Annotated in this window: 16 protein-coding genes and 1 pseudogene; 14 read left to right on the forward strand and 3 right to left on the reverse strand. The window is 70.6% G+C overall.

All coding sequences use genetic code 11. The features are described from left to right. Window positions 1-75 precede the first annotated feature (75 nt). Entirely contained in the window at window positions 76-435 is a 360-nt protein-coding gene (locus tag NGB36_RS05315) for an SH3 domain-containing protein (protein WP_255918880.1), read from the reverse strand. A 261-nt stretch (window positions 436-696) separates the two neighbouring features. Between NGB36_RS05315 and NGB36_RS05320 the strand changes: the two genes are divergently transcribed. The 4 genes from NGB36_RS05320 to NGB36_RS05335 all read left to right on the forward strand — a co-directional run bounded on the left by NGB36_RS05320 (window position 697) and on the right by NGB36_RS05335 (window position 3,387). Then, a complete protein-coding gene (locus tag NGB36_RS05320; RefSeq protein WP_255918881.1) occupies window positions 697-1,128 on the forward strand; it encodes a hypothetical protein in 432 nt (143 codons plus the stop codon). 26 nt (window positions 1,129-1,154) lie between these two features. After that, the gene (locus NGB36_RS05325) at window positions 1,155-1,364 is read left to right on the forward strand and encodes a hypothetical protein (protein WP_255918882.1); all 210 of its coding nucleotides are present in this window, start codon (window positions 1,155-1,157) and stop codon (window positions 1,362-1,364) included. Between the two features lie 657 nt (window positions 1,365-2,021). Further along, window positions 2,022-2,567, forward strand: a complete 546-nt coding sequence (locus NGB36_RS05330) for a hypothetical protein (RefSeq protein WP_255918883.1) — start codon at window positions 2,022-2,024, stop codon at window positions 2,565-2,567. 271 nt (window positions 2,568-2,838) lie between these two features. Continuing rightward, window positions 2,839-3,387, forward strand: a complete 549-nt coding sequence (locus NGB36_RS05335; protein ID WP_255918884.1) for a hypothetical protein — start codon at window positions 2,839-2,841, stop codon at window positions 3,385-3,387. A 215-nt stretch (window positions 3,388-3,602) separates the two neighbouring features. Here the strand turns inward: NGB36_RS05335 and NGB36_RS05340 are convergent. Then, window positions 3,603-3,785 (reverse strand): annotated as a pseudogene (locus NGB36_RS05340) (NADP oxidoreductase); the annotation flags it as partial. Between the two features lie 39 nt (window positions 3,786-3,824). After that, window positions 3,825-5,162 (reverse strand): SGNH/GDSL hydrolase family protein, encoded by a 1,338-nt coding sequence (locus tag NGB36_RS05345; RefSeq protein ID WP_255918885.1) that lies wholly within the window; start codon window positions 5,160-5,162, stop codon window positions 3,825-3,827. A 307-nt stretch (window positions 5,163-5,469) separates the two neighbouring features. Here NGB36_RS05345 and NGB36_RS05350 point away from each other — a divergent pair, with 307 nt between their 5' ends. The 10 genes from NGB36_RS05350 (at window position 5,470) to NGB36_RS05395 (ending at window position 18,657) form a co-directional block, all read left to right on the forward strand. Continuing rightward, entirely contained in the window at window positions 5,470-7,809 is a 2,340-nt protein-coding gene (locus NGB36_RS05350) for an FHA domain-containing protein (RefSeq protein ID WP_255918886.1), read from the forward strand. 48 nt (window positions 7,810-7,857) lie between these two features. After that, window positions 7,858-8,430: an SH3 domain-containing protein gene (locus NGB36_RS05355; protein ID WP_255918887.1), complete on the forward strand. Its 573-nt coding sequence runs from the start codon at window positions 7,858-7,860 to the stop codon at window positions 8,428-8,430. A 51-nt stretch (window positions 8,431-8,481) separates the two neighbouring features. Then, entirely contained in the window at window positions 8,482-9,441 is a 960-nt protein-coding gene (locus tag NGB36_RS05360; protein WP_255919021.1) for a serine/threonine-protein kinase, read from the forward strand. Between the two features lie 284 nt (window positions 9,442-9,725). After that, window positions 9,726-10,745, forward strand: a complete 1,020-nt coding sequence (locus tag NGB36_RS05365) for a DUF6777 domain-containing protein (protein WP_255918888.1) — start codon at window positions 9,726-9,728, stop codon at window positions 10,743-10,745. 17 nt (window positions 10,746-10,762) lie between these two features. Next, on the forward strand, window positions 10,763-11,281 hold the full coding sequence (locus NGB36_RS05370) for a metallophosphoesterase family protein (RefSeq protein ID WP_255919022.1): 519 nt from the start codon (window positions 10,763-10,765) through the stop codon (window positions 11,279-11,281). A gap of 428 nt (window positions 11,282-11,709) precedes the next feature. Then, on the forward strand, window positions 11,710-13,143 hold the full coding sequence (locus tag NGB36_RS05375; protein WP_255918889.1) for an amidase: 1,434 nt from the start codon (window positions 11,710-11,712) through the stop codon (window positions 13,141-13,143). A gap of 211 nt (window positions 13,144-13,354) precedes the next feature. Continuing rightward, complete coding sequence (locus NGB36_RS05380; RefSeq protein WP_255918890.1) at window positions 13,355-14,587, forward strand: GAF domain-containing protein; 1,233 nt, start codon at window positions 13,355-13,357, stop codon at window positions 14,585-14,587. A gap of 164 nt (window positions 14,588-14,751) precedes the next feature. Continuing rightward, complete coding sequence (exaC, locus tag NGB36_RS05385) at window positions 14,752-16,269, forward strand: acetaldehyde dehydrogenase ExaC (protein ID WP_255918891.1); 1,518 nt, start codon at window positions 14,752-14,754, stop codon at window positions 16,267-16,269. Window positions 16,270-16,575: 306 nt separating this feature from the next. Further along, window positions 16,576-17,409, forward strand: a complete 834-nt coding sequence (locus tag NGB36_RS05390) for a GNAT family N-acetyltransferase (RefSeq protein WP_255918892.1) — start codon at window positions 16,576-16,578, stop codon at window positions 17,407-17,409. Between the two features lie 291 nt (window positions 17,410-17,700). Then, a complete protein-coding gene (locus tag NGB36_RS05395; RefSeq protein WP_255918893.1) occupies window positions 17,701-18,657 on the forward strand; it encodes a hypothetical protein in 957 nt (318 codons plus the stop codon). Window positions 18,658-18,753: the final 96 nt, after the last annotated feature.

An 18,753-nucleotide genomic window follows, 5' to 3' on the forward strand; every position in this document is an offset into this window, starting at 1 on the left:
TTCTTCTGTCTTACCCCTTTTCTACCCTTCTACTCCCCTCCTCTGCCAGAGTTTCGAACCTGGTGCCGACGGCCCTCAACGGCACCAGGGGACGTAGTGGTAGTTGCGCACGTAGCGGGCGGAGACATAGCCCTGACCGTCTCCGAGCAGATACCAGAGGCGGTTCCCCCAGACGTACTCGCCGCGAACCTTGCAGCTGACCCGGAGATGGGTCCCCGGGCGGAAACTGCCCTCGATCCAGTCGGCGGTGGTCGGTCCGTAGCGGATGCGGAGCGGGAGGTGCGAGACGACGCCCCCGTCAGTGACCCACGGCGCGGCGGCCGGCGCCACATTGCGAGCCACATCGGTCGCCGCGGTCGCGGCGGTCGCTGGACCGCACATCAGGCTGGCGCCGGCTATCGCCGCGACGGCGGACTTCATCAGAGCCGGATGCATCACGAGTTCCCTCCTTCTGTGCCGGATTGTCCGGCACTGCATCGTTTCTGCCGGGACACGCCGAGGAGAAAACTCCCGTAACGAGTGGTTTGCCGATCCGGAGGGGGAATTGCGAGCCCACAAGGAAACCACAAGAAGGCTCCCTACTGTCTCCGCCAGACGGCCCGTTGCGGTCTCCCAGGGGTCTCCCATGCCGAAGGCGAGAGGAGACGGCGGGCCGCTCCACGTAAGAGCAGTTCTCACGAAGTGGAGACAGCCAAGATGAAGCGTCGCAAGGCGATGGCCGCCGCGACCGTCGCGGGACTTGCCCTGACCGGATCCCTGGTGGCTTCGGAGCCGTCCTTCGCGGCGGGCAGCACGAGCGCGTCCACTACGGTCCAGGCCGCAGGCCCGAAGACGGACGGCGCGCGGGCGCTGTGCCGCAGGGTGCCCAGGATCGAACGGCGGCTCGCACGCGCCGTCACGCGCATCGATGCCGGCGTCGGTACGCCTGGCTCGATCAAGTACCTGGAGCAGCGGATCCAGAACGCCAAGAACGAGGGCCACACGGCGATCGCGAAATTCCTCGGTGACCGCCTCACCGCACGCGAGGCGCTCCTGCCCACCCTGGAACAGCGGCAGAGCGATATCAAGACCGTCGCGTCCTGGTGCGCCGCCAACAACGACGGCAAGACCGCGGACGCGTCGTCGTAATGCGCAGCCGTCGAATGTCCGTAGTGGTGGCGGCACTCATCGCCGTCCCGGTCCTGGCCACGTCAGGGTGTGCGCACTCCGGCAGCAGCACGGGCTCGGCTGCGCCCGCTGCGTCGTCGACGCCGGCCGCGCCGTCGGGTGACCAACTCCAGCAGATGCAACAGAAGGTCGACGCCGCACAGAGCGCGGCGGACGCCGCGGACCGCGACGCGGCAAGCGACTCCGCCGGCAACTGACCCTTCGGAGTGTGGGAGGCCGGGGCTCCAGAGCGCCCCGGCCTCCCACACTCCGTCAAACGTGAGTTCACGCATATGAATTGACATCGGATACCTGCCCGCGGGGCAGGCGGTCCTCGGGGGCTGTCCTACGGTCGTTCTCGTCCTACGGGAGGGATCCTCGTATGGCGGCCGTCCCGCTCCCGCGGCCTACGCGCCCGGCATCCCCGCGACCGTGTTCGCCGCGTACAGGAGGGGTGAGGCGGCCCTTGGCCGCAACCAGCCGGGGTGGCGGCTGCCTTGGCAACTGCTTGCCGCGATCGGACAGGCGTAATCGGACCAGGCGGCAATCTACCCGTCGCCGGTGTCACCCCACTGCGGGGCGACACCGCGCAGGTGCCGGTCTTCCTCGGCCAGGTGACGCAGCGGGCGTCCAGGTCCGGCGGGCCGCCGCACCTCTTGTCCGGGGCCAGGCCGTTCCGCAGTACGACACACTGTTCGCGAGCGTGCGTCAGCAGGTCCCGGGCCGCGGCTGGTGCCGACCACGACGCCGTCGACAGGTGCGCAAGGCAGCACCCGGAGGATCGAGAGCATCGGCACCTCCCCGACAGCTCCTGATGGACCTTCCTGGATCGCGACCGGCACGGTGCGTTCATAGCGTCGTTGCGGGAGGCTCACATGCGATCCAGGTCCACCACCGCCACCGCCACGGCGGTTCTGCTCGCCGCCACGACCGTCGGACTGTCCGCAACGGCCGCGACCGCCGTATCCTCCGCATCCGGGGTCTCGGGTGGCGTCTCGCCATCGACGGTCCGGCCCGGGCAGGCCGTCCATGTGACGATGGCGGGCTGCGAAAGCGCCACCTCGGCGAGTGCGGACGGGGGCGGTGCCTTCGGGGCGGTCCAGCTCCAGCCGCTGAGCGGTGGCGAGATGTCCGGCATCACGCAGGTGTACCCCGACGCCAAGCCCGGCGCGGAGTATCCGGTGACGTTCACCTGTGACGGGATGACCGCCCACGGCACGATCACCATCGCCGGCACCTCGTCGTCCTCGTCGCCGACGTCGTCGCCCTCTGCTGCACTCAGGAAGGGCGCAAGGACGGGTGCCGGCGGCACCTTCGGCGGTATGAACGCCACACAGATCGGGCTCGGCGCGGCTCTGCTGCTGGCCGCGATCGGTGGTGGCGCCGCGACAGCGCGCCGCCGGCCGGACGACGGGTCGTGACCGGCCCTGAACGGCCCTGAACGGTCGCGGCGGATGACGAGGTCCGCTCTTGTCATCCCCCGTACGGGCGTACCGCCGCATTTGCTCCGAATGGCGACTACGCGCCGGAAGACGTGCAGGAATGCATCCTTCCGGGAGTCCGGTGATGCGGCGTCAGGGTGATGTGGTGCGTCCGCTCGTGTCGCAGCCCGAATCCTGTCGGTGCTTTTATCCGGATAGGCCGGAATTGCCCACAGCGGTCACCCGGCCGCATCCGGAATCAGGAGAAACCATGCAGTCTGGTCGCATAGCCGTCCTCACCCTTGCCGCTGCCTCGGCACTCGCTCTCGGTGCGCCCGCAGCGATGGCGAGCGTCGATCCGAACCCCGCCATGCCCGGACAAGCCCTGACCATCAGCGATGACAAGCACTGTGACATGGCGAACGGAGCGAAGGCCTCGTCGACGCTGTTCGGCGACGCCATCATGTCCGCAGGCGCCAACCACATGTTCGTCACCGTGAAGGTGCCGTCGGGTACCAGGTCGGGCGACTACAACGTCACCATCGAGTGCGGCGTCGGCGGCAAGACGTACAACGTCACCGTGCACGTCATGGGTGTGTCGGTCGGCACGAACACCTCGGCTCCGAATGCGTCCGCCGCGCCCGGCCTGCCCGGTCAGTCCGGCAAGCCCACCGCGCCCACCAAGGGTGCCAAGACCGGCCTCGGCGGCAGCATTGGCGTGATGAACACCATCGAGGTCGTCGGCGGCGCCGCGCTGCTGGTCGTTGCAGGTACCGCAGCAGTGACGATCAAGCGCCGCCGCGCCGGCGGGAAGCACTGACCGGTCCGGCACATCGCCGGACGGCATCCCGCGTCACGGCTGTGCCCCCGCGGACGCGGTACGCCGGGGCACAGCCGCGCGGGGCCGGCGGAACCGCCGGGGCTGGCCAGATGACTGAGCAGCACCACCGGGCCATCGCTCGGCCTGAACACCTCAGCCAACCGACGGCGCGCGTCAGCGACGCGCGGTCATCCATGGCCTTCAGCACTGGTCACCTATGCCCGGAACTCCTCGGGGCGGTCTTGGGCTGCCTCCGCCAGGGCCTTGGTGACCTCCTCGACGCCGGCGCGCAGGCCGTAGACGGGGGCACCGGGCTGCTGGCGCCAGGAATCGTCGATGCCGCCGGCGTCCACGGTGTCGAAGCCGAGTTCGCCGACCAGGTCACGGACAATCCGTCGCCGGCGACCGGCAGCGCCTCGCCGGCCGGACGGGCGGGCTCAGCCCGCACCGCTCCCGTACTGCCCGGGGAAGAGCAGCCGCAGGCCTACCGCGTCGCCCATCGCCTGGTACCCGGCGTCGTCGGGGTGGATGTGGTCGCCGGAGTCGTAGGCGGGCCGCATCCGCAGCGGGTCCGACGGGTCGCGCATGACCTTGTCGAAGTCGACGACGGCGTCGAAGGTCCCGCTGGTGCGGATGTATGCGTTGACCGCCTCACGGGTCTGCTCCAGCGTAGGGCTCCAGACGGCGAACCCCTTGAACGGCAGCAGAGTGGCCCCCACCACCCGGATCCCCCGCGCGTGCGCCTCGCCGACGATCTGCCGGTAGGCGGCCTCGATCTTCGCCGGGTCGAGCTGGTGCGGTGACTGCTGGATGTCGTTGATGCTCTCCAGCACCACCAGCGTGCACACCGCGGTTCGCGAGAAGACATCCTCGCCGAGGCGGTCCAGAGCCTTGACGCCCATCGTTCCGCCGTCGAGCAGCAACCGGTTGCCGGAGATGCCGGCGTTCAGCACGCCGGCCTGTCCGGACGGCGGCAGCGACAGCAGCCGGCGAGCCAGCACATCGGGCCACCGCCGATCGGCGTCCACCGTCGACTGGTTGCCGTCGGTGATCGAATCGCCCAGCGTCACCACGCTGCCGCGGGCCGGCCGGTCGAGGACGTCGATGCCGGTCAGGTCGTGCCACTGCACCGTGGTCCCGGTGAACGCCGACCCCGACCTGTCACCCGCGTGGTCGCCGTCGGTAGCGAAGTAGGACGTCTGCAACGCTTCCGGATGGGTCGTCACCGGGCCCGACACGTTCGGCAGATAGGTGCTGACCATCAGGTTCGCGCCGGAACTCACCGGCAGCCGCACCGCGTCGCTGACGAGGTCATGTCCCGCCGGGACGGCAGCCGACGGCTTTCCGCCGAAGGTCACGTTGCGGACCGTTCCGGGCTCGGCGGCCGCGGTGGGCGAGCCGGGCGCCTGCACGGCGACGGTGACATGCCCGAGCAGCATCGGGCTGGTTCCGAATCTGTCCGAGAGCCGTACGCGCACGGCGGTCCCCCCGACGCTCAGATGCGCCACCTGCCGCAGGGTGTAGCCGGACGCCACGCCCCGCGGGCCGGGCACTCCGGACGCCGGAGCGGTCTCCCAGGAGCCCACCCAGCCGCCCGTGCCCGGGCTGCAAGGACGCGCCTGCGCGGGTGCGGCTTCGGCCGAAGCCCCGGCCGTGCTCCATGCGGGGGCCGCCGTGAGCGCGACGCATGCGAGCCCCGCGGCGACGAGACGCCCGGGACGGACGGTACGACGGTCGTGGACGGTACGACGGTCATGCAGCTGACGACGTGACACCGGTCGGCTCCTCCCGCTTTGCCTGACGCAGCGAGCGCCGCGCGGCACGCGGGTACAACACGCCGCCGGGCTCACCCCTGACCACCCGTTACCTGACAATGCCTCCCAGTGACGGTGCTCTGCGTCCACCGGCCTGTCAACACATCACACGAGAACAACCGCAAACCATCAATCACCATGCCATTACCTGAAATGGCGTCAGTCAGTCAATTCGCCGCCCGGCCGCCAGGGCCGCGGGACGGCCGGCCTGCCCGCACCTGGATCCCGGCCCACGGCGGTGCCGCTGCCCGCGGCGTAAAATGCGGGCATGGGACGGCGGATCCTCCACGCCTCCGCGCCGGAATTGCTCCTCGGCAGTGAAAGCGATTCCCAGATCATCACCCCGAGCCGCTCCTACCAGGTCGGGCGCGACCCGCAGAGCGACGTCGTGTTCGCCGATCCCAGAGTGTCCTGGCACCATGCCGTGCTGCGCCCGGGCAGGGGCGGCTGGACAATCGAGGACGCCGACAGCACCAACGGGACCTACGCCGACGGGCGGCGCATACGCCGGCTGGAGGTCGGCCCCGGTACCGTCATGCGGTTCGGCAATCCTGTCAACGGCCCGTGGGCGGCCCTCAGCAGCGTCCCGCAGCCGTCCGAGCAGGAGCCGGCTCCGCCCGAGGTACCCTCGGCTACCGGGGCGTTCCGCAGCCCGACCGCGGTGCGCTCGCTGCCGTCCCGGACGATCAGGATCGGCCGCTCCCACGACAACGACCTCGCCGTCGACGACCTGCTGGTCTCCCGAAACCACGCGGAGCTGAGGGCGCGGCCGGACGGCGGCTACGAGGTCGTCGATCTGGGTAGCCACAACGGCACGTACCTCAACGGCCAGCCGGTTTTCCGGGCACGGGTGCGGCCGGGGGACATCGTCGGCATCGGCCACGCCGCGTTCCGCCTGGTCGACGGCGAGCTGCAGGAGTACGTCGACACCGGTGAGGTCTCACTCAGCGTGCAGGAGCTGTCGGTGCGGGTGGACAAGGGCCGCATCACGCTTCTGGACCACGTCTCCTTCCCCGTCGCGGAGAAGTGCCTGCTGGCGGTGGTCGGGCCGAGTGGCGCGGGCAAGTCGACGCTGCTGGGCGCACTGACCGGGCTGCGCCCCGCCGACCACGGCACGGTCCTGTACGACGGCCGCGACCTCTACCGGGATTACGCGGAACTGCGCCAGCGCATCGGTCTGGTCCCGCAGGAGGACATCCTCCACACCCAGCTGACAGTGCGCCGCGCCCTGGGATACGCCTCCGAACTGCGCTTCCCCGCCGACACCACCAAGGGCGAGCGGCGTGCGCGCGTGGACGAGGTGATCGGCGACCTCGGCCTCGAAGCCCGGGCCGATCAGGCGATTCACAGCCTGTCGGGAGGCCAGCGCAAGAGGGTCAGCGTCGCCCTGGAGCTGCTTACCAAACCGTCGCTGCTCTTCCTCGACGAGCCCACCTCCGGCCTGGACCCGGGCATGGACCGCTCGGTGATGACCATGCTCCGCTCGCTGGCGGACGACGGCCGCACGGTCATCGTCGTCACCCACAGTGTCCTCAATCTCGACGTCTGCGACCGGCTGCTCGTCCTCGCCCCGGGCGGGAGAATCGCCTACTACGGACCTCCCGGCCGGACCCTGCCGTTCTTCGGCTTCGCCGGATGGCCCGAGGCGTTCGAGGCGTTCGAGAACGACCTGCAGCGGGACTGGGCCGGAGGGTTCCGGGCCTCGCCGCTGCACCGTGAGTACATCACCGACGTCATGCAGCAGCCCCGCCCTGTATCACCGTCACCGCGCAGCGTCGCTGAGCCGCCCAAGCCGCAGGGCTGGGCGGCCCAGCTGGGCACTCTGGTGCGCCGCTACACGACCGCGCTCGCCTCCGACCGCACCTTCCTGACGATCATGGTCGCCCTTCCCTTCGTCATGGGGGCGATGGCACGCGCCCTGGCGGGCAGCAGGCTCGACGCGAGCACGGCGCTCAACGCGCTGCTCATCCTGTGCGTCGGAGGGGTGCTCACAGGGGCGGCCAATGCAGTGCGGGAGCTGGTCAAGGAACGGGTGATCTACCGCAGGGAACGGTCGGTCGGCCTCTCGCGCTCCGCCTATCTCGCCTCCAAGATCATCGTGCTGGGGTGCGTGACGGTGGTACAGGCCGTCGTCCTCACCATGGTCGGGCTGTTCGGGGTCCGTCTTGCGGTGCGCGGTCCCGGCGCGGTGGGGCTGCCGCCGCTCGCGGAGATCGTGCTGGCCGTGGCCCTGCTGTCGTTCTCGGCCATGATGCTGGGCCTGCTCGTCTCGGCGCTGGTGCGCAAGGAGGAGGTCACCATGCCGCTACTGGTGCTCCTCGCAATCGTGCAGGTGGTCTTCTGCGGCGCCCTGCTCAAGCTGAACGGTGTGCCGGGGCTGCAGCAGTTCTCGTGGCTGGTGCCGTCGCGCTGGGCTCTCGGCGCCATGGCGGGGACGGTCGACCTGCCCCGGATCGTGCCGAGCGCCATCACCGCGGATCCGCTGTTCCGGCACTCGGCGGGCAGCTGGATTCTCGATATGGGCATGCTGGTAGTGCTATCGATGGTTATGGGCGTTGTGGTGTTGATGCTGTTGCGCCGCCATGAGCCAGCCGTCATGCGCCGCTAGCGGGTGACAGCCGGCAGATGGCGGAGGCCGCCCGCGGAAGGAGGGCGCATGCACGAGCCCGGGTTCCGGCCGACGCATGTCGCTCCTGGCGACGGGCTTCCCGCCTGGCCTGATCCCGGCCGGGGACGGGAGCGCCCCTCGGCCTGGCTCGACCCGCTGCTGCCGGTGCAGGAGACGGAACGCGCGGGCGACTGGAGCCGGATCGTGTGCTCCAACGGCTGGGAGGCGTGGGTCGACGGCCGTCTGCTGGTCGCTCTCCCGCAGCCGGCTCCGGTGGCCGGCCGCCCTGCGGCGTGGAGCGAGGACCCGTGCCCTTTGCTCGAACGGGTGGAGCGGGCGGTGGGGCGGTATCGCTGGGCCGTCGGCGAGCTTGCCGCAGGGCGAGTCGACGCGGAGACGTTCCGCCGCAGCATGCGGGACTTGAGGGTCGGCATCGTCATCGACGCGGACGCGGTCTGGCTGTTCGACGCGGACCACGACCGCTGGTGCTACAGCGACGGCACGCATCTGACGACGCTGGCCGCCACCGAGGAGCCTTCCGCGGCCTCCCGCGCAGCAGCGCAGTCCGCGGCGCCCGGCGAGACCGCCTCGCAGCAGCCCACCCGGCTGGACGGTCGGTGACGGCGACGGCCGAGGTGGTGGAAGGAGCGCGCCGTGCCGCATGAAAACGGTATGACCGGCCGGCGGATCGCCTCGTACCGGATCGAGCAGGAGATCGGGCGCGGCGGCATGGCCGTGGTCTACCGCGCCAGGGATCTGCGTCTCGGGCGGACGGTGGCGCTCAAGCTGCTCTCCCCCGAACTCGCGGGCAACGACGTTTTCAGGAAGCGCTTCGTGCACGAGTCGCAGACCGCCGCGGCCATCGAGCATCCGCACATCATCCCCGTCTTCGAGGCGGGCGAGGCCGAGGGCGTCCTGTTCATCGCCATGCGGTATGTGCAGGGGCAGGATCTGCGGGCGCTGCTGGACCGCGAAGGACGGCTGCCGGTGCAGGCGACGACCCGGATCGCCCTCCAGGTGGCCTCCGCCCTGGACGCGGCACACGCCCACGCCCTGGTCCACCGGGACGTCAAGCCCGGGAACATCCTGCTCGCGGAAGGGGTCGACGCCGAGCACCCCGAGCACGTCTATCTGACGGACTTCGGGCTGACCAAGAAGTCCCTCTCGCTGAGCGGGCTGACGACGGTGGGTCAGTTCGTCGGAACGCTGGACTACGTGGCGCCGGAACAGATAGAGGGGAAGCCCGTTGACGGACGGTGCGACGTCTACAGCCTCGCCTGCGTGGTGTTCGAGGCGCTGACGGGTGCTCCGCCGTTCCGGCGTGACGACGACGTGGCGCTGTTGTGGGCCCACCTCAACGCGCCGCCGCCGTCGCCGAGTTCGCTCTGCCCCGGTCTGCCCGCGGCACTGGACGAGGTGATGGCCACGGCACTCGCCAAGTCGCCGGAGGACCGCTACGGCTCCTGCGTGGCGTTTGTGACCGCCCTGCGTGCGGCCGCCGCCGAGCGACGAGGCGCTCGTACTCGCCACACCCCTACGCAAGTGGACCGGCGCGCCGGCCTTCCGACGCAGGAACCGCCGCCCCCGCCGCCGTGGGCGATGCCGGTCTACACCCCGGGCCCCGGACTGTGACGCAGCGCCGCCGAGTTGCGGACGGCGACGTGGTGGTGCACACAATGCGATGAAGGAGGGATGAGTTCCGTCAGGCATGGTACGTCCCGACGATGCCTCGCGTGGGGAGAGCATCCGTGGATTCCCGACCACCGCACCCGGGCCCCTCGGGGCCACCGACCGGCCCGCTCTCCGGTCCGTCGGCCCCTCCCCCGGCCGGCCCGCCACCCCCGGCGCCACCGCGCCCCGGTGGCGGCGGAGGCCGTGGAGGGCCGTCCCCGTGGTGGCGGTCCCGCTACGCGGTGGTGGCCGCGACTGCCGCGGTGCTCGGTCTCGCCGTCGCGCTCGCCGTACTGCTGGAGAGCGGGGCGTCGACCGCCAAAGAGGTCTTCATGCAGACCGCCAGTTCGACAGGGCCGGATCCCTTCACGCCTTCGACGGGGAACGGCAGCGCACCCTCGCCGCCGGCGAGCGCCGCGCCCACGGCGTCCTCCCCGGCAGGCGGATACGCCACCCGTACGGTCAATGGCTCGGCGCCCGGTCTTTACGGCGGCACCGAGAAGGTTTCCAGCTGCGACGTCGGACAGCTGATCGGCTACCTTTCAGCGGACCCGGCCAAAGAGCGCGCCTGGGCCCAGGTCGAGGGCATCGATCCGGGCCGTGTTCCGGCGTACATCCGGTCGCTCACCCCCGCGCTGCTGCGCGCCGACACCAGGGTCACCAACCACGGGTACCGGAACGGCTCCCCGACCGCCTACCAGTCGATCATGCAGGCCGGGACGGCGGTGCTCGTCGACTCCCATGGCGTGCCGAGGGTGCGGTGCGCTTGCGGCAATCCGCTGACGCCGCCGGTGGCGCTGGCGGGTGACGCCCGGCGTATCGGCCGGCCTTGGCCGGGGTTCCAGCCGACGGGCGTGATCGCGATCGCGCCGGCTCCACAGCCGATGAAGGCGATCCTCATCGTCGACGTCCACGGTGGGGGCTGGTTCGAGCGTCCAGTGGGGGGCGGCGGTCACAACGACAAGCCGGTGCCGCCGCCGAGCGTCTCTCCGTCCGGGTCGGCATCGACATCGGGCTCCGCTTCCGCATCGGCGTCCGCCTCTGCGTCGCGGCCCGGCTCTGCGTCCGCCTCTGCGTCCGCCTCCGCCAGCCCGTCGTCCTCCTCGCCGCCTTCGTCGCGACCGCCGTCACCCGCCCCCCCGCCCCCGTCGTCGGCGCCCGCTCGCTCCTCCGCCGGGAAGACTCCGCCGTCGGCCTCGAAGGCGTCGCCCGGGGCGCCCTCCCCCGCGACAACCTCTCACCCGGCCACTTCTCCGTCGCCGTGAGCGGGCAGGATGCGGGCGTGCGCCTGCTGCTGATCTCGGACACCCATGTACCGAAGCGCGCCCGAGGGCTTCCGGAGCAGCTGTGGCGGGAGGTGGAGGCGGCCGACGTGGTGATCCATGCCGGAGACTGGGTGGATGCCGGATTCCTCACCGGGCTGGAGCGACGCAGCCGTCGGCTGGTCGGGGTCTTCGGGAACAACGACGGGCCCGAGCTGCGCAGCCGCCTGCCGGAGGTGGCCCGCGTCGAACTGGGCGGGCTGCGGCTGGCCGTGGTGCACGAGACGGGGCCCGCGAAGGGGCGGGCGGCGCGGTGCGCGCGAGAGTACCCGGACGCCGATGTGCTGGTGTTCGGCCACAGCCACATTCCCTGGGACGAGGTGGCGCCCGGCGGTCTGCGGCTGCTCAATCCGGGCTCGCCGACCGATCGCCGTCGTCAGCCGTTCTGCACGTACATGACGGCGCGGATCGCGGGCCAGGAGTTGTGCGACGTGCGGCTGCACAGACTGCCGCGGCGGGGCGGGACGGACCCGGTGTGAGCGACGGGCCCGGCCGCCGGCGCGGTCACGCTTGGGCCCAAGGTTGACGTATGCCCGTCCAGTGGTTCGCCACTGCGGGTGCTTGACCGCCACCTGCTGGGGACATGCGCCGTTGGCATAGGCGGAGGGGCCCGGCGCGGGACGAACGGCCCGTTCCGCACCGCGGGCGCCGCTCCTTCGCCGCCGGCACCGAGCTGCCGCCGTGCGGACGGGCGGATGCGGTGCCGTCGGTCTGCACAGCCGGACTCCTCCGTCCCGGGCTGCCGCAGGCGGTGACCGGTTTCGACCGAGATCCGCCGGCGACAGCGCCCGGCAGGCCCCCCGTCCGGTGGCTGACGGGGGGCTCTGCACGCGGTCTGGTGGTTACCGCCGAGTAGTGCGAGGATTCCGGCGCCGGTGATTGCGGACCACGGACGACGAGGACGGCCATGGCTGAGCTGCACGATCTGACGGGCCTGGAGCAAGCAGAGGCGATCCGCGAGGGCACGGTGTCGCCCGTCGAGCTGACCGAGCACTATCTCGACCGGATCGACCGGCTCAATGAGACGGTCGGCGCCTACATCACCGTGACGCCCGAGATCGCCCGCAAGCAGGCCGCGCAGGCGGAGAGCGAGGCGCTCGCCGCGCGGCGCGAGGAGCGCCGGCTGCCGCCGCTGCACGGTGTGCCCGTCCCGGTCAAGGACCTCAACTTCGTCGCCGGGGTGCGGTGCACACTGGGCTCGTCCGCGTACGCCGACCATGTGCCGGATGTCGACGACCACGTGGTGACCAGGCTGCGGACGGCAGGGACGATTCTGCTGGGCAAGACCAACACGCCGGAGTTCGGCCTGCCCTGCTACACCGAGAACCGGCTGGCTCCACCCGCCCGCACCCCGTGGGACCTGGAGTACTCGGCCGGCGGATCGAGCGGCGGGGCGGCGGCCGCCGTCGCCTCCGGGCTCGCGCCGCTCGCCCACGGCAGCGACGGCGGCGGCTCGATCCGGATACCTGCGTCCGTCTGCGGACTGTACGGAATCAAGCCGAGCCGCGGACGAGTCAGCAGCGGACCGGTGCTCTACGACGTGAGCGGGCTGAGCAGCAGCGGCCCGCTCGCCCGCAGCGTCGCGGACGCGGCAGCGCTCCTCGACGCGATGGCGGGGGTGATGCCCGGCGTGCCCTACGCCGCTCCCGCGCTGCCGCCCGGCGAGTCCTTCGCCTCGCACGCGCAGCGCGAGCCGGGCAGGCTGCGGGTGGTGGCACTGCCCCAGCCGCCCGTGCCCGGCGTGGAGTTGCACGCCGACTGCCGCGCTGCGTACGAGGACGCGGCGGAACTGCTGCGGGAGCTCGGGCACGAGGTCGACGAGATCGATCTGCCCGTCGACAACTCCATCCGGGATGCGTTCGTCACGGTGTGGCGGGTGATGGCGCGCATCCATCCGGTGGCACCCGAGCACGAGGAGTCGCTGATGCCGCTCACCCGGCATCTGCGCAGCGAGGCCGACGCTGTAGCGGGATCCGGGTTCGCCGAAGCGCTGTACGCGTTCCGGGCGTTGGGGCAGCTGGTCGCGGATGCGCTGCTGTCCACGTACGACGTGATCCTCACGCCGACCCTGGCCCAGCCTCCGGCCCGCGTCGGGGGTCTGCGCGACGACGCGGACCCGGGCGCGGAGTTCGCCGGGCTCGCGGCCTTCACTCCGTTCACGCCGCTGTACAACGCCACCGGGCAGCCCTCGGTCAGCGTCCCGCTGTACTGGAACGCGGCCGGGCTGCCGATCGGTGTGATGTTCGGCGGCCGGTACGGAGACGAGGCGACGCTCGTCTCCCTGTCGGCGCAACTGGAGGCCGCCCGCCCGTGGGCGGGAAGGCGGCCTGCCGTGTGGTGAGCGGGTGCCCGGTGTGGATCCACCGGTGGTCGCCGGTGGCGCCGGCGAAGGTGTCGATGCGCTCCTGCTTCTTCAACTGCCCCAGCTTCTTCAGCTCGTCGAGGCCGACTGGAGGACTACCTGGAGCGCTGCCGGGCGGCGCTCTCGGCCGCGCTGACGGTCTCGAAGCTGCCTCTTGCGCGTCGCGTGGAGCGGTAAGAGAGTCGTCAGTATGTCGGTTCGCGCTGATCTCCGGCAGCGGAAGGCCGCGCTGGAGGGCGAGTGGTCACGCCGCGTACCCGGGCTGATGGCGTACGGACGGGGCGCAGCGGCCGGCGGCGCCCTGCGCAGAGAGGTGGCCGACTCCTGGGTGCGCTCCCTGAGCACGGTCGACCCCGGCCGCGACAGCGCTCCGGTCACCGACGGCGGCCGGGTACACCCGCGTTGGTCGGGCTCGCCGCTGCGGGGACCGGTCGACGGCCTCGCCGACGAGCTGCGCTCCATCGCCGACGACGCGGGATTCATCGCGGCGGTCACCGACGCATCGGGAACCATCTTGTGGACGTGCGGCGGACGGGTGATGCAGCGCCGCGCCGAACGGGTCAACTTCGCTCCCGGCGGGCGATGGGACGAGCAGGCGATGGGCACCAATGCGCTCTCCCTCGCGCTGCGTACCGGCCGTCCCAGCACCGTCTTCTCGGCCGAGCATCTGGTGGCGGCGCTGCACGGCTGGGTGTGCTACTGCGCTCCGGTGCACGGCCCGGACGGCAAAGTGCTGGGTGTGCTGGATCTGTCCACCACGTGGGACCGCTCGCATCCGCTGGCGATGTCCACCGTGCGCACGCTGGTCGCCACCGTTGAGGCCGGGCTGCGGTCCGACGAGCACGGCACGGGCGCCGCACGGCTCCTGCTGCGCTGTCTCGGCGCGCAGCGGGCACTGCGCGACGGCGTGCCGTTGCCTCTGCCGCCACGTCAGATGGAGATCCTCACGCTGCTCGCCCTGGAGCCGGAGGGTTTCTCGCCGGAGCGGTTGCGTACCGCGCTCTACGGTGACCGGCCGGTTACCGCGTCCACCTTCAAGGCCGAGGTCTCCCGTCTGCGGCGCGCGCTCGGTGGGCTGGTGGCCACCCGCACCTATGCGCTGACCGCTCCGGTCGCCTGTGACGCCGTCGAGGTGCTGCGGGCGCTCGAGCGCGGCGACGTCACCGGGGCGCTGCGCCGCTACGCAGGTCCGCTGCTGCCGCGTTCGCAGGCGCCGGGGATCGCCCAGTGGCGTTCCTGCCTCGAAGTCGCCGTGCGCGAGGCGGTGCTGGCCAGCAGCCGCCCGGATCACGCGCTCCTGTACGGCGAACGTGCTCCGTACGACGCATCGGTCCACGAGCACGCGCTACGCATGCTCGGCCCTTCCGACGTACGCAGGGCGATCGCGGCCGGACGCCTGGCGGCGGCGCAGCGCGACGACTGAAGCCGGGGCAGGGAGCGCCCACCGCTCCCACCGCTCCCACCGCTCCCACCGCTCCCACCGCGCCGGCCGCGCCGGCCGCGCCGGGAGCGCCAACCTTTCGCCAACCCGGGCGCGCGACAGTGGCCCCGACTCGTTCCCGTCGAGGTCCATCGAGGTGAGCCGCAATGGTGTACGCACAGCCCGGCACCGAGGGCAGCATCGTCAGCTTCGCGCCGGTGTACGACAACTTCATCGGCGGCGACTGGGTCCCGCCGGCCGGCGGGGAGTATTTCGACGACCCGTCACCGGTCGACGGCCGGACCATCTGCCAGGTCGCCCGGTCGTCCGCGGCCGATGTGGAACTGGCCGTGAACGCCGCCCATGCCGCCGCCGAGACGTGGAACCACACCTCGGCGACGGAGCGGTCCATCATCCTCAACAAGATCGCCGACCGGATCGAGGAGAACATCGAGAAGCTCGCCGTCGCGGAGACCTGGGAGAACGGCAAGCCGGTGCGCGAATCGCTCGCCGCCGATCTCCCGCTGGCCGTCGACCACTTCCGCTACTTCGCGGGGGCGATCCGCGCCCAGGAGGGCAGCATCGCCGAGGTCGACGCCGACACCGTTGCCTACCACTTCCACGAACCGCTGGGCGTGGTCGGCCAGATCATCCCGTGGAACTTCCCCATCCTGATGGCGGCCTGGAAGCTGGCACCCGCGCTCGCCGCCGGCAACTGCGTGGTGATCAAGCCCGCCGAGCAGACCCCGGTCAGCCTGCTGCTCGTGGTCGAACTCATCGCCGACCTGCTGCCGCCCGGCGTGGTGAATGTGGTCAACGGCTTCGGCGTCGAGGCGGGCAAGCCGCTCGCGTCCAACCCCCGTATCGCCAAAGTGGCCTTCACCGGCGAGACCACCACGGGCCGGCTGATCATGCAGTACGCGAGCGAGAACATCATCCCGGTGACGCTGGAGCTCGGCGGCAAGAGTCCCAACATCTTCCTGCCCGACGTCACCGCCGCCGACGACGAGTTCCTGGACAAGGCGGTCGAGGGGTTCGTGATGTTCGCCCTCAACCAGGGCGAGGTGTGCACCTGCCCGTCCCGGGCACTCATCCACTCCTCGGTCTATGACGAGTTCATCAGCCGTTGCATCGCACGGACCGAGGCGATCACCGGCGGCAGTCCGCTGGACCCGGCGACCATGATCGGCGCGCAGGCGAGCAACGACCAGTACGAGAAGATCCTCTCCTACATCGACATCGGCCGGAAGGAGGGCGCCGAGGTGCTCACCGGCGGCGCCCCACGGACCGTCGAAGGGCTCGAAGGCGGCTACTACATCGAGCCGACCGTCTTCCGCGGCACCAACGACATGCGGATCTTCCAGGAGGAGATCTTCGGTCCCGTGGTGGCGGTGACGACGTACGACTCGGTGGACGAGGCGTTGAAAATCGCCAACGAGACGCTCTACGGGCTGGGGGCGGGCGTGTGGACGCGGGACGCCACCACCGCCTACCGCCTCGGCCGCGCGATCAAGGCGGGGCGGGTGTGGACCAACTGCTATCACGCCTACCCGGCGCACGCCGCGTTCGGCGGCTACAAGAAGTCCGGGATCGGACGGGAGAACCACAAAATGATGCTGGATCACTACCAGCAGACCAAGAACCTCCTGGTGTCGTACTCGCCACGGAAGCTCGGCTTCTTCTAGGCACCGGAGACGGGCGCCTGACCAGGGCAGATGCCCGTCAGGCGCCCATCGCGGCGCTCACCTACACCCTGAGGGGAAATGCGGCCATTCTGCCGATACCCCCACTGATATCCCACGTCTGACCAGCTGTTCCGGTGCATTCCCGGGGCATTTCCGGTACATTCCCGGGCCAGTCGCCTGCCGACGACCTGGCCCGCGACAGCTCAGCGCGCAGTGGAGCGGGATGGCTCCCAGGAGTTGATCACGGTGCCGCAATCCGGTGGCGGCGGATCGCGGGCTGCTGCTTGGATGTCCGCCGTGACTTCCGTGGATCTTGAAGATCGCCGTGAGCTACTGGACAGGCTTGAGCGCTACTACGACGCGGTACCTCGCTCCGCGGCCCGAGTCGAAGACTTCGGACCACTGACGCTGTTCGTCCGGGACGGAGACGGTCTGCCCTTCTATGCGCGGCCGTCCCTGGGATGGTCCGGCCCGGTAGGCGACACGGATGTTGCGGATCTGCGGGCCCGGCAGCGGGAGTTGGGCATCCCGGAAATTTTCGAATGGGTCGCCGAGACCACGCCTGCGCTGCGGACGACTGTCGAGCAGACGGGGCTCGTGGTGCACGAGCACCCCTTGATGGTGCTCGGTCCGCACACACCCGTCCCGGCCGTGCCGCACCGTTCCGACGGCGTCGTCGCGCGCTCCCTCGGGCCGGACGATCCCGTGCTGCCGAGCGCGCTGGCCCTCCTCCACCTCGCGTTTGGCGAACCTGGCACACGAGTTGGCGCGGCTGACGCGACGGACCTGGACGAGGCCGTGAACAGACACGCCGCGGACGGGTCAGTGGAACGCATGGCGGCCCGCATCCGGGCCGGCCTGACGTGCGTTGCCGCAGCGGTTGCGGACGGAAGAGCCCTGTGCGCCGGCCGGCACCAGCCCGTCGGAACGGTCAGTGAGATCGTCGGAATGGGTACCCTGCCGGCCGCACGCCGACGCGGCCTTGCGCTCGCGGTGACCGCGTCTTTGGTGTCCGATGCGCGGGCTCGCGGAGCCGAGACCGTGTTCTTGTCCGCGAGCGACGCCGACGTCGCTCGGATCTACTCCCGCCTCGGCTTCCGCCGCGTGGCCACCGCGCTGATCGCTGTGCCCGCCGAATAGCCGCATACGGCCGGGCGCCCATCGTGCACCTCCTCGGCGGTCAGGCGAGGCGATGGTGTCGTCGAAGTGGTGCTGTTGGGTCGACCGGCGATCGGCGCCGTTCTACCGGGGCGCCCGGCGACCCGGACGAGGGCTACCTGTGCCTAGGAGACCTCGCCGGCTTCGGCGACGCGCGCCATGGCCTCAACGAGTTGCATCGGTGGATCGAGGCTAAGGTGTGGCCTGCCGTTTGGGGAACGGTGGACGGTGCGCGTACTCGTGGGTGAGTCATCGGGGGATCTGGAGGAGTGCATGGCCGCCGGCTCGTTTGAGGGGCAGTACGTGTGGCACCCCGCCGCCGATGATCACAGGCTGGCTCGGGCCTGTGTCGACGTGCGGGCGGGCCGGTACTTCAGTGCGTACGAGGTGCTCGAGGAGACTCGAGGCGACTGGGCTGTTCGTGCGCACCGGTCACTGGTGCTCGCGTCAGAGGCAGCGGATTCGGACCTGGTGGAACGCTGGCTGGCTGAGGATCCGAGCGCTGAGGCGGCGCTGCTGTGGGCACGTGTGGCGGTGATCCGGGCCTTACGCATTGCCGATGCGCTCGACGGCCGGAGCGTCCCCATGATGCGTATGGCGTTGTCCGCTTGTGAGCGAGCATCCCAGATGTCGCCGGAGGACCCGACACCCTGGGTGGCCAAGCTGGCCCTGGCTCGTCTTCTGGAGCTTTACGATCCCGCCCCGCCCGGGCTGCTCACCTCACCGCCGGGCCCGTGGACACTGTTCTCCCATGTGATACGACTTGATCCTTGGCACCGCGAGGCGCACCACCGGCTGCTGACGTTCTTCTTCACCCGTCATGGCGGAACGCGGAACGCGGCATGGGACGTCGCGGCTTTCCTCGGCCAGCGGGCCCCCACGTCCTCGGCACTGCGCTTGTTGCCGTTGGTCGCACTGGTCGACAGCCATGACCCCTCGGTACCGTTGGCGGACCGCGTGTGGGAGCGACCTCAATGGAAGGCGACGGCACTAGGTGTCTACAAGCGCTGGTTCGCTGATGGAACCGATCACCGGTTCACCCCGGTGGTGGACTTGTCGTATCTGGCACACGCGTTGTTGATGGCCCGACGCGAACTGGAGGCGCGGGCGGTCTTCATGGCAATGGGCCCGTATGCGTCCCGGATGCCCTGGAGTCTGTTCGGCGAACCCGAAGAGCAGTTGACCCGGGCCAGACGCCTTTGCGGTCTGCCGGTGCCCGGCGCAGCGTGATCACCTGTCCGTCCCGCCAGAAAGGTATGCGGTTGTGTTCGACATCTTGTTCCCTGCCCGGACAAGAGCACGTCACTCCGAAGCTTCCCCTGTCCT

The sequence above is a fragment of the Streptomyces humicola genome (assembly GCF_024436035.1).
GTDB classification, from domain to species: Bacteria; Actinomycetota; Actinomycetes; order Streptomycetales; family Streptomycetaceae; genus Streptantibioticus_B; species Streptantibioticus_B humicola.

What these genes read in the sequence shown, in the direction of transcription:
- NGB36_RS05320 (WP_255918881.1), top strand. Translation starts at nt 697, where the DNA reads ATGAAGCGTCGCAAGGCGATGGCCGCCGCGACCGTCGCGGGACTTGCC.
- NGB36_RS05395 (WP_255918893.1), top strand. Translation starts at nt 17,701, where the DNA reads ATGGCCGCCGGCTCGTTTGAGGGGCAGTACGTGTGGCACCCCGCCGCC.
- NGB36_RS05360 (WP_255919021.1), top strand. Translation starts at nt 8,482, where the DNA reads ATGACCGGCCGGCGGATCGCCTCGTACCGGATCGAGCAGGAGATCGGG.
- NGB36_RS05315 (WP_255918880.1), bottom strand. Translation starts at nt 435, where the DNA reads ATGCATCCGGCTCTGATGAAGTCCGCCGTCGCGGCGATAGCCGGCGCC.
- NGB36_RS05350 (WP_255918886.1), top strand. Translation starts at nt 5,470, where the DNA reads ATGGGACGGCGGATCCTCCACGCCTCCGCGCCGGAATTGCTCCTCGGC.
- NGB36_RS05335 (WP_255918884.1), top strand. Translation starts at nt 2,839, where the DNA reads ATGCAGTCTGGTCGCATAGCCGTCCTCACCCTTGCCGCTGCCTCGGCA.
- NGB36_RS05380 (WP_255918890.1), top strand. Translation starts at nt 13,355, where the DNA reads ATGTCGGTTCGCGCTGATCTCCGGCAGCGGAAGGCCGCGCTGGAGGGC.
- NGB36_RS05375 (WP_255918889.1), top strand. Translation starts at nt 11,710, where the DNA reads ATGGCTGAGCTGCACGATCTGACGGGCCTGGAGCAAGCAGAGGCGATC.
- NGB36_RS05355 (WP_255918887.1), top strand. Translation starts at nt 7,858, where the DNA reads ATGCACGAGCCCGGGTTCCGGCCGACGCATGTCGCTCCTGGCGACGGG.
- NGB36_RS05330 (WP_255918883.1), top strand. Translation starts at nt 2,022, where the DNA reads ATGCGATCCAGGTCCACCACCGCCACCGCCACGGCGGTTCTGCTCGCC.
- exaC (WP_255918891.1), top strand. Translation starts at nt 14,752, where the DNA reads ATGGTGTACGCACAGCCCGGCACCGAGGGCAGCATCGTCAGCTTCGCG.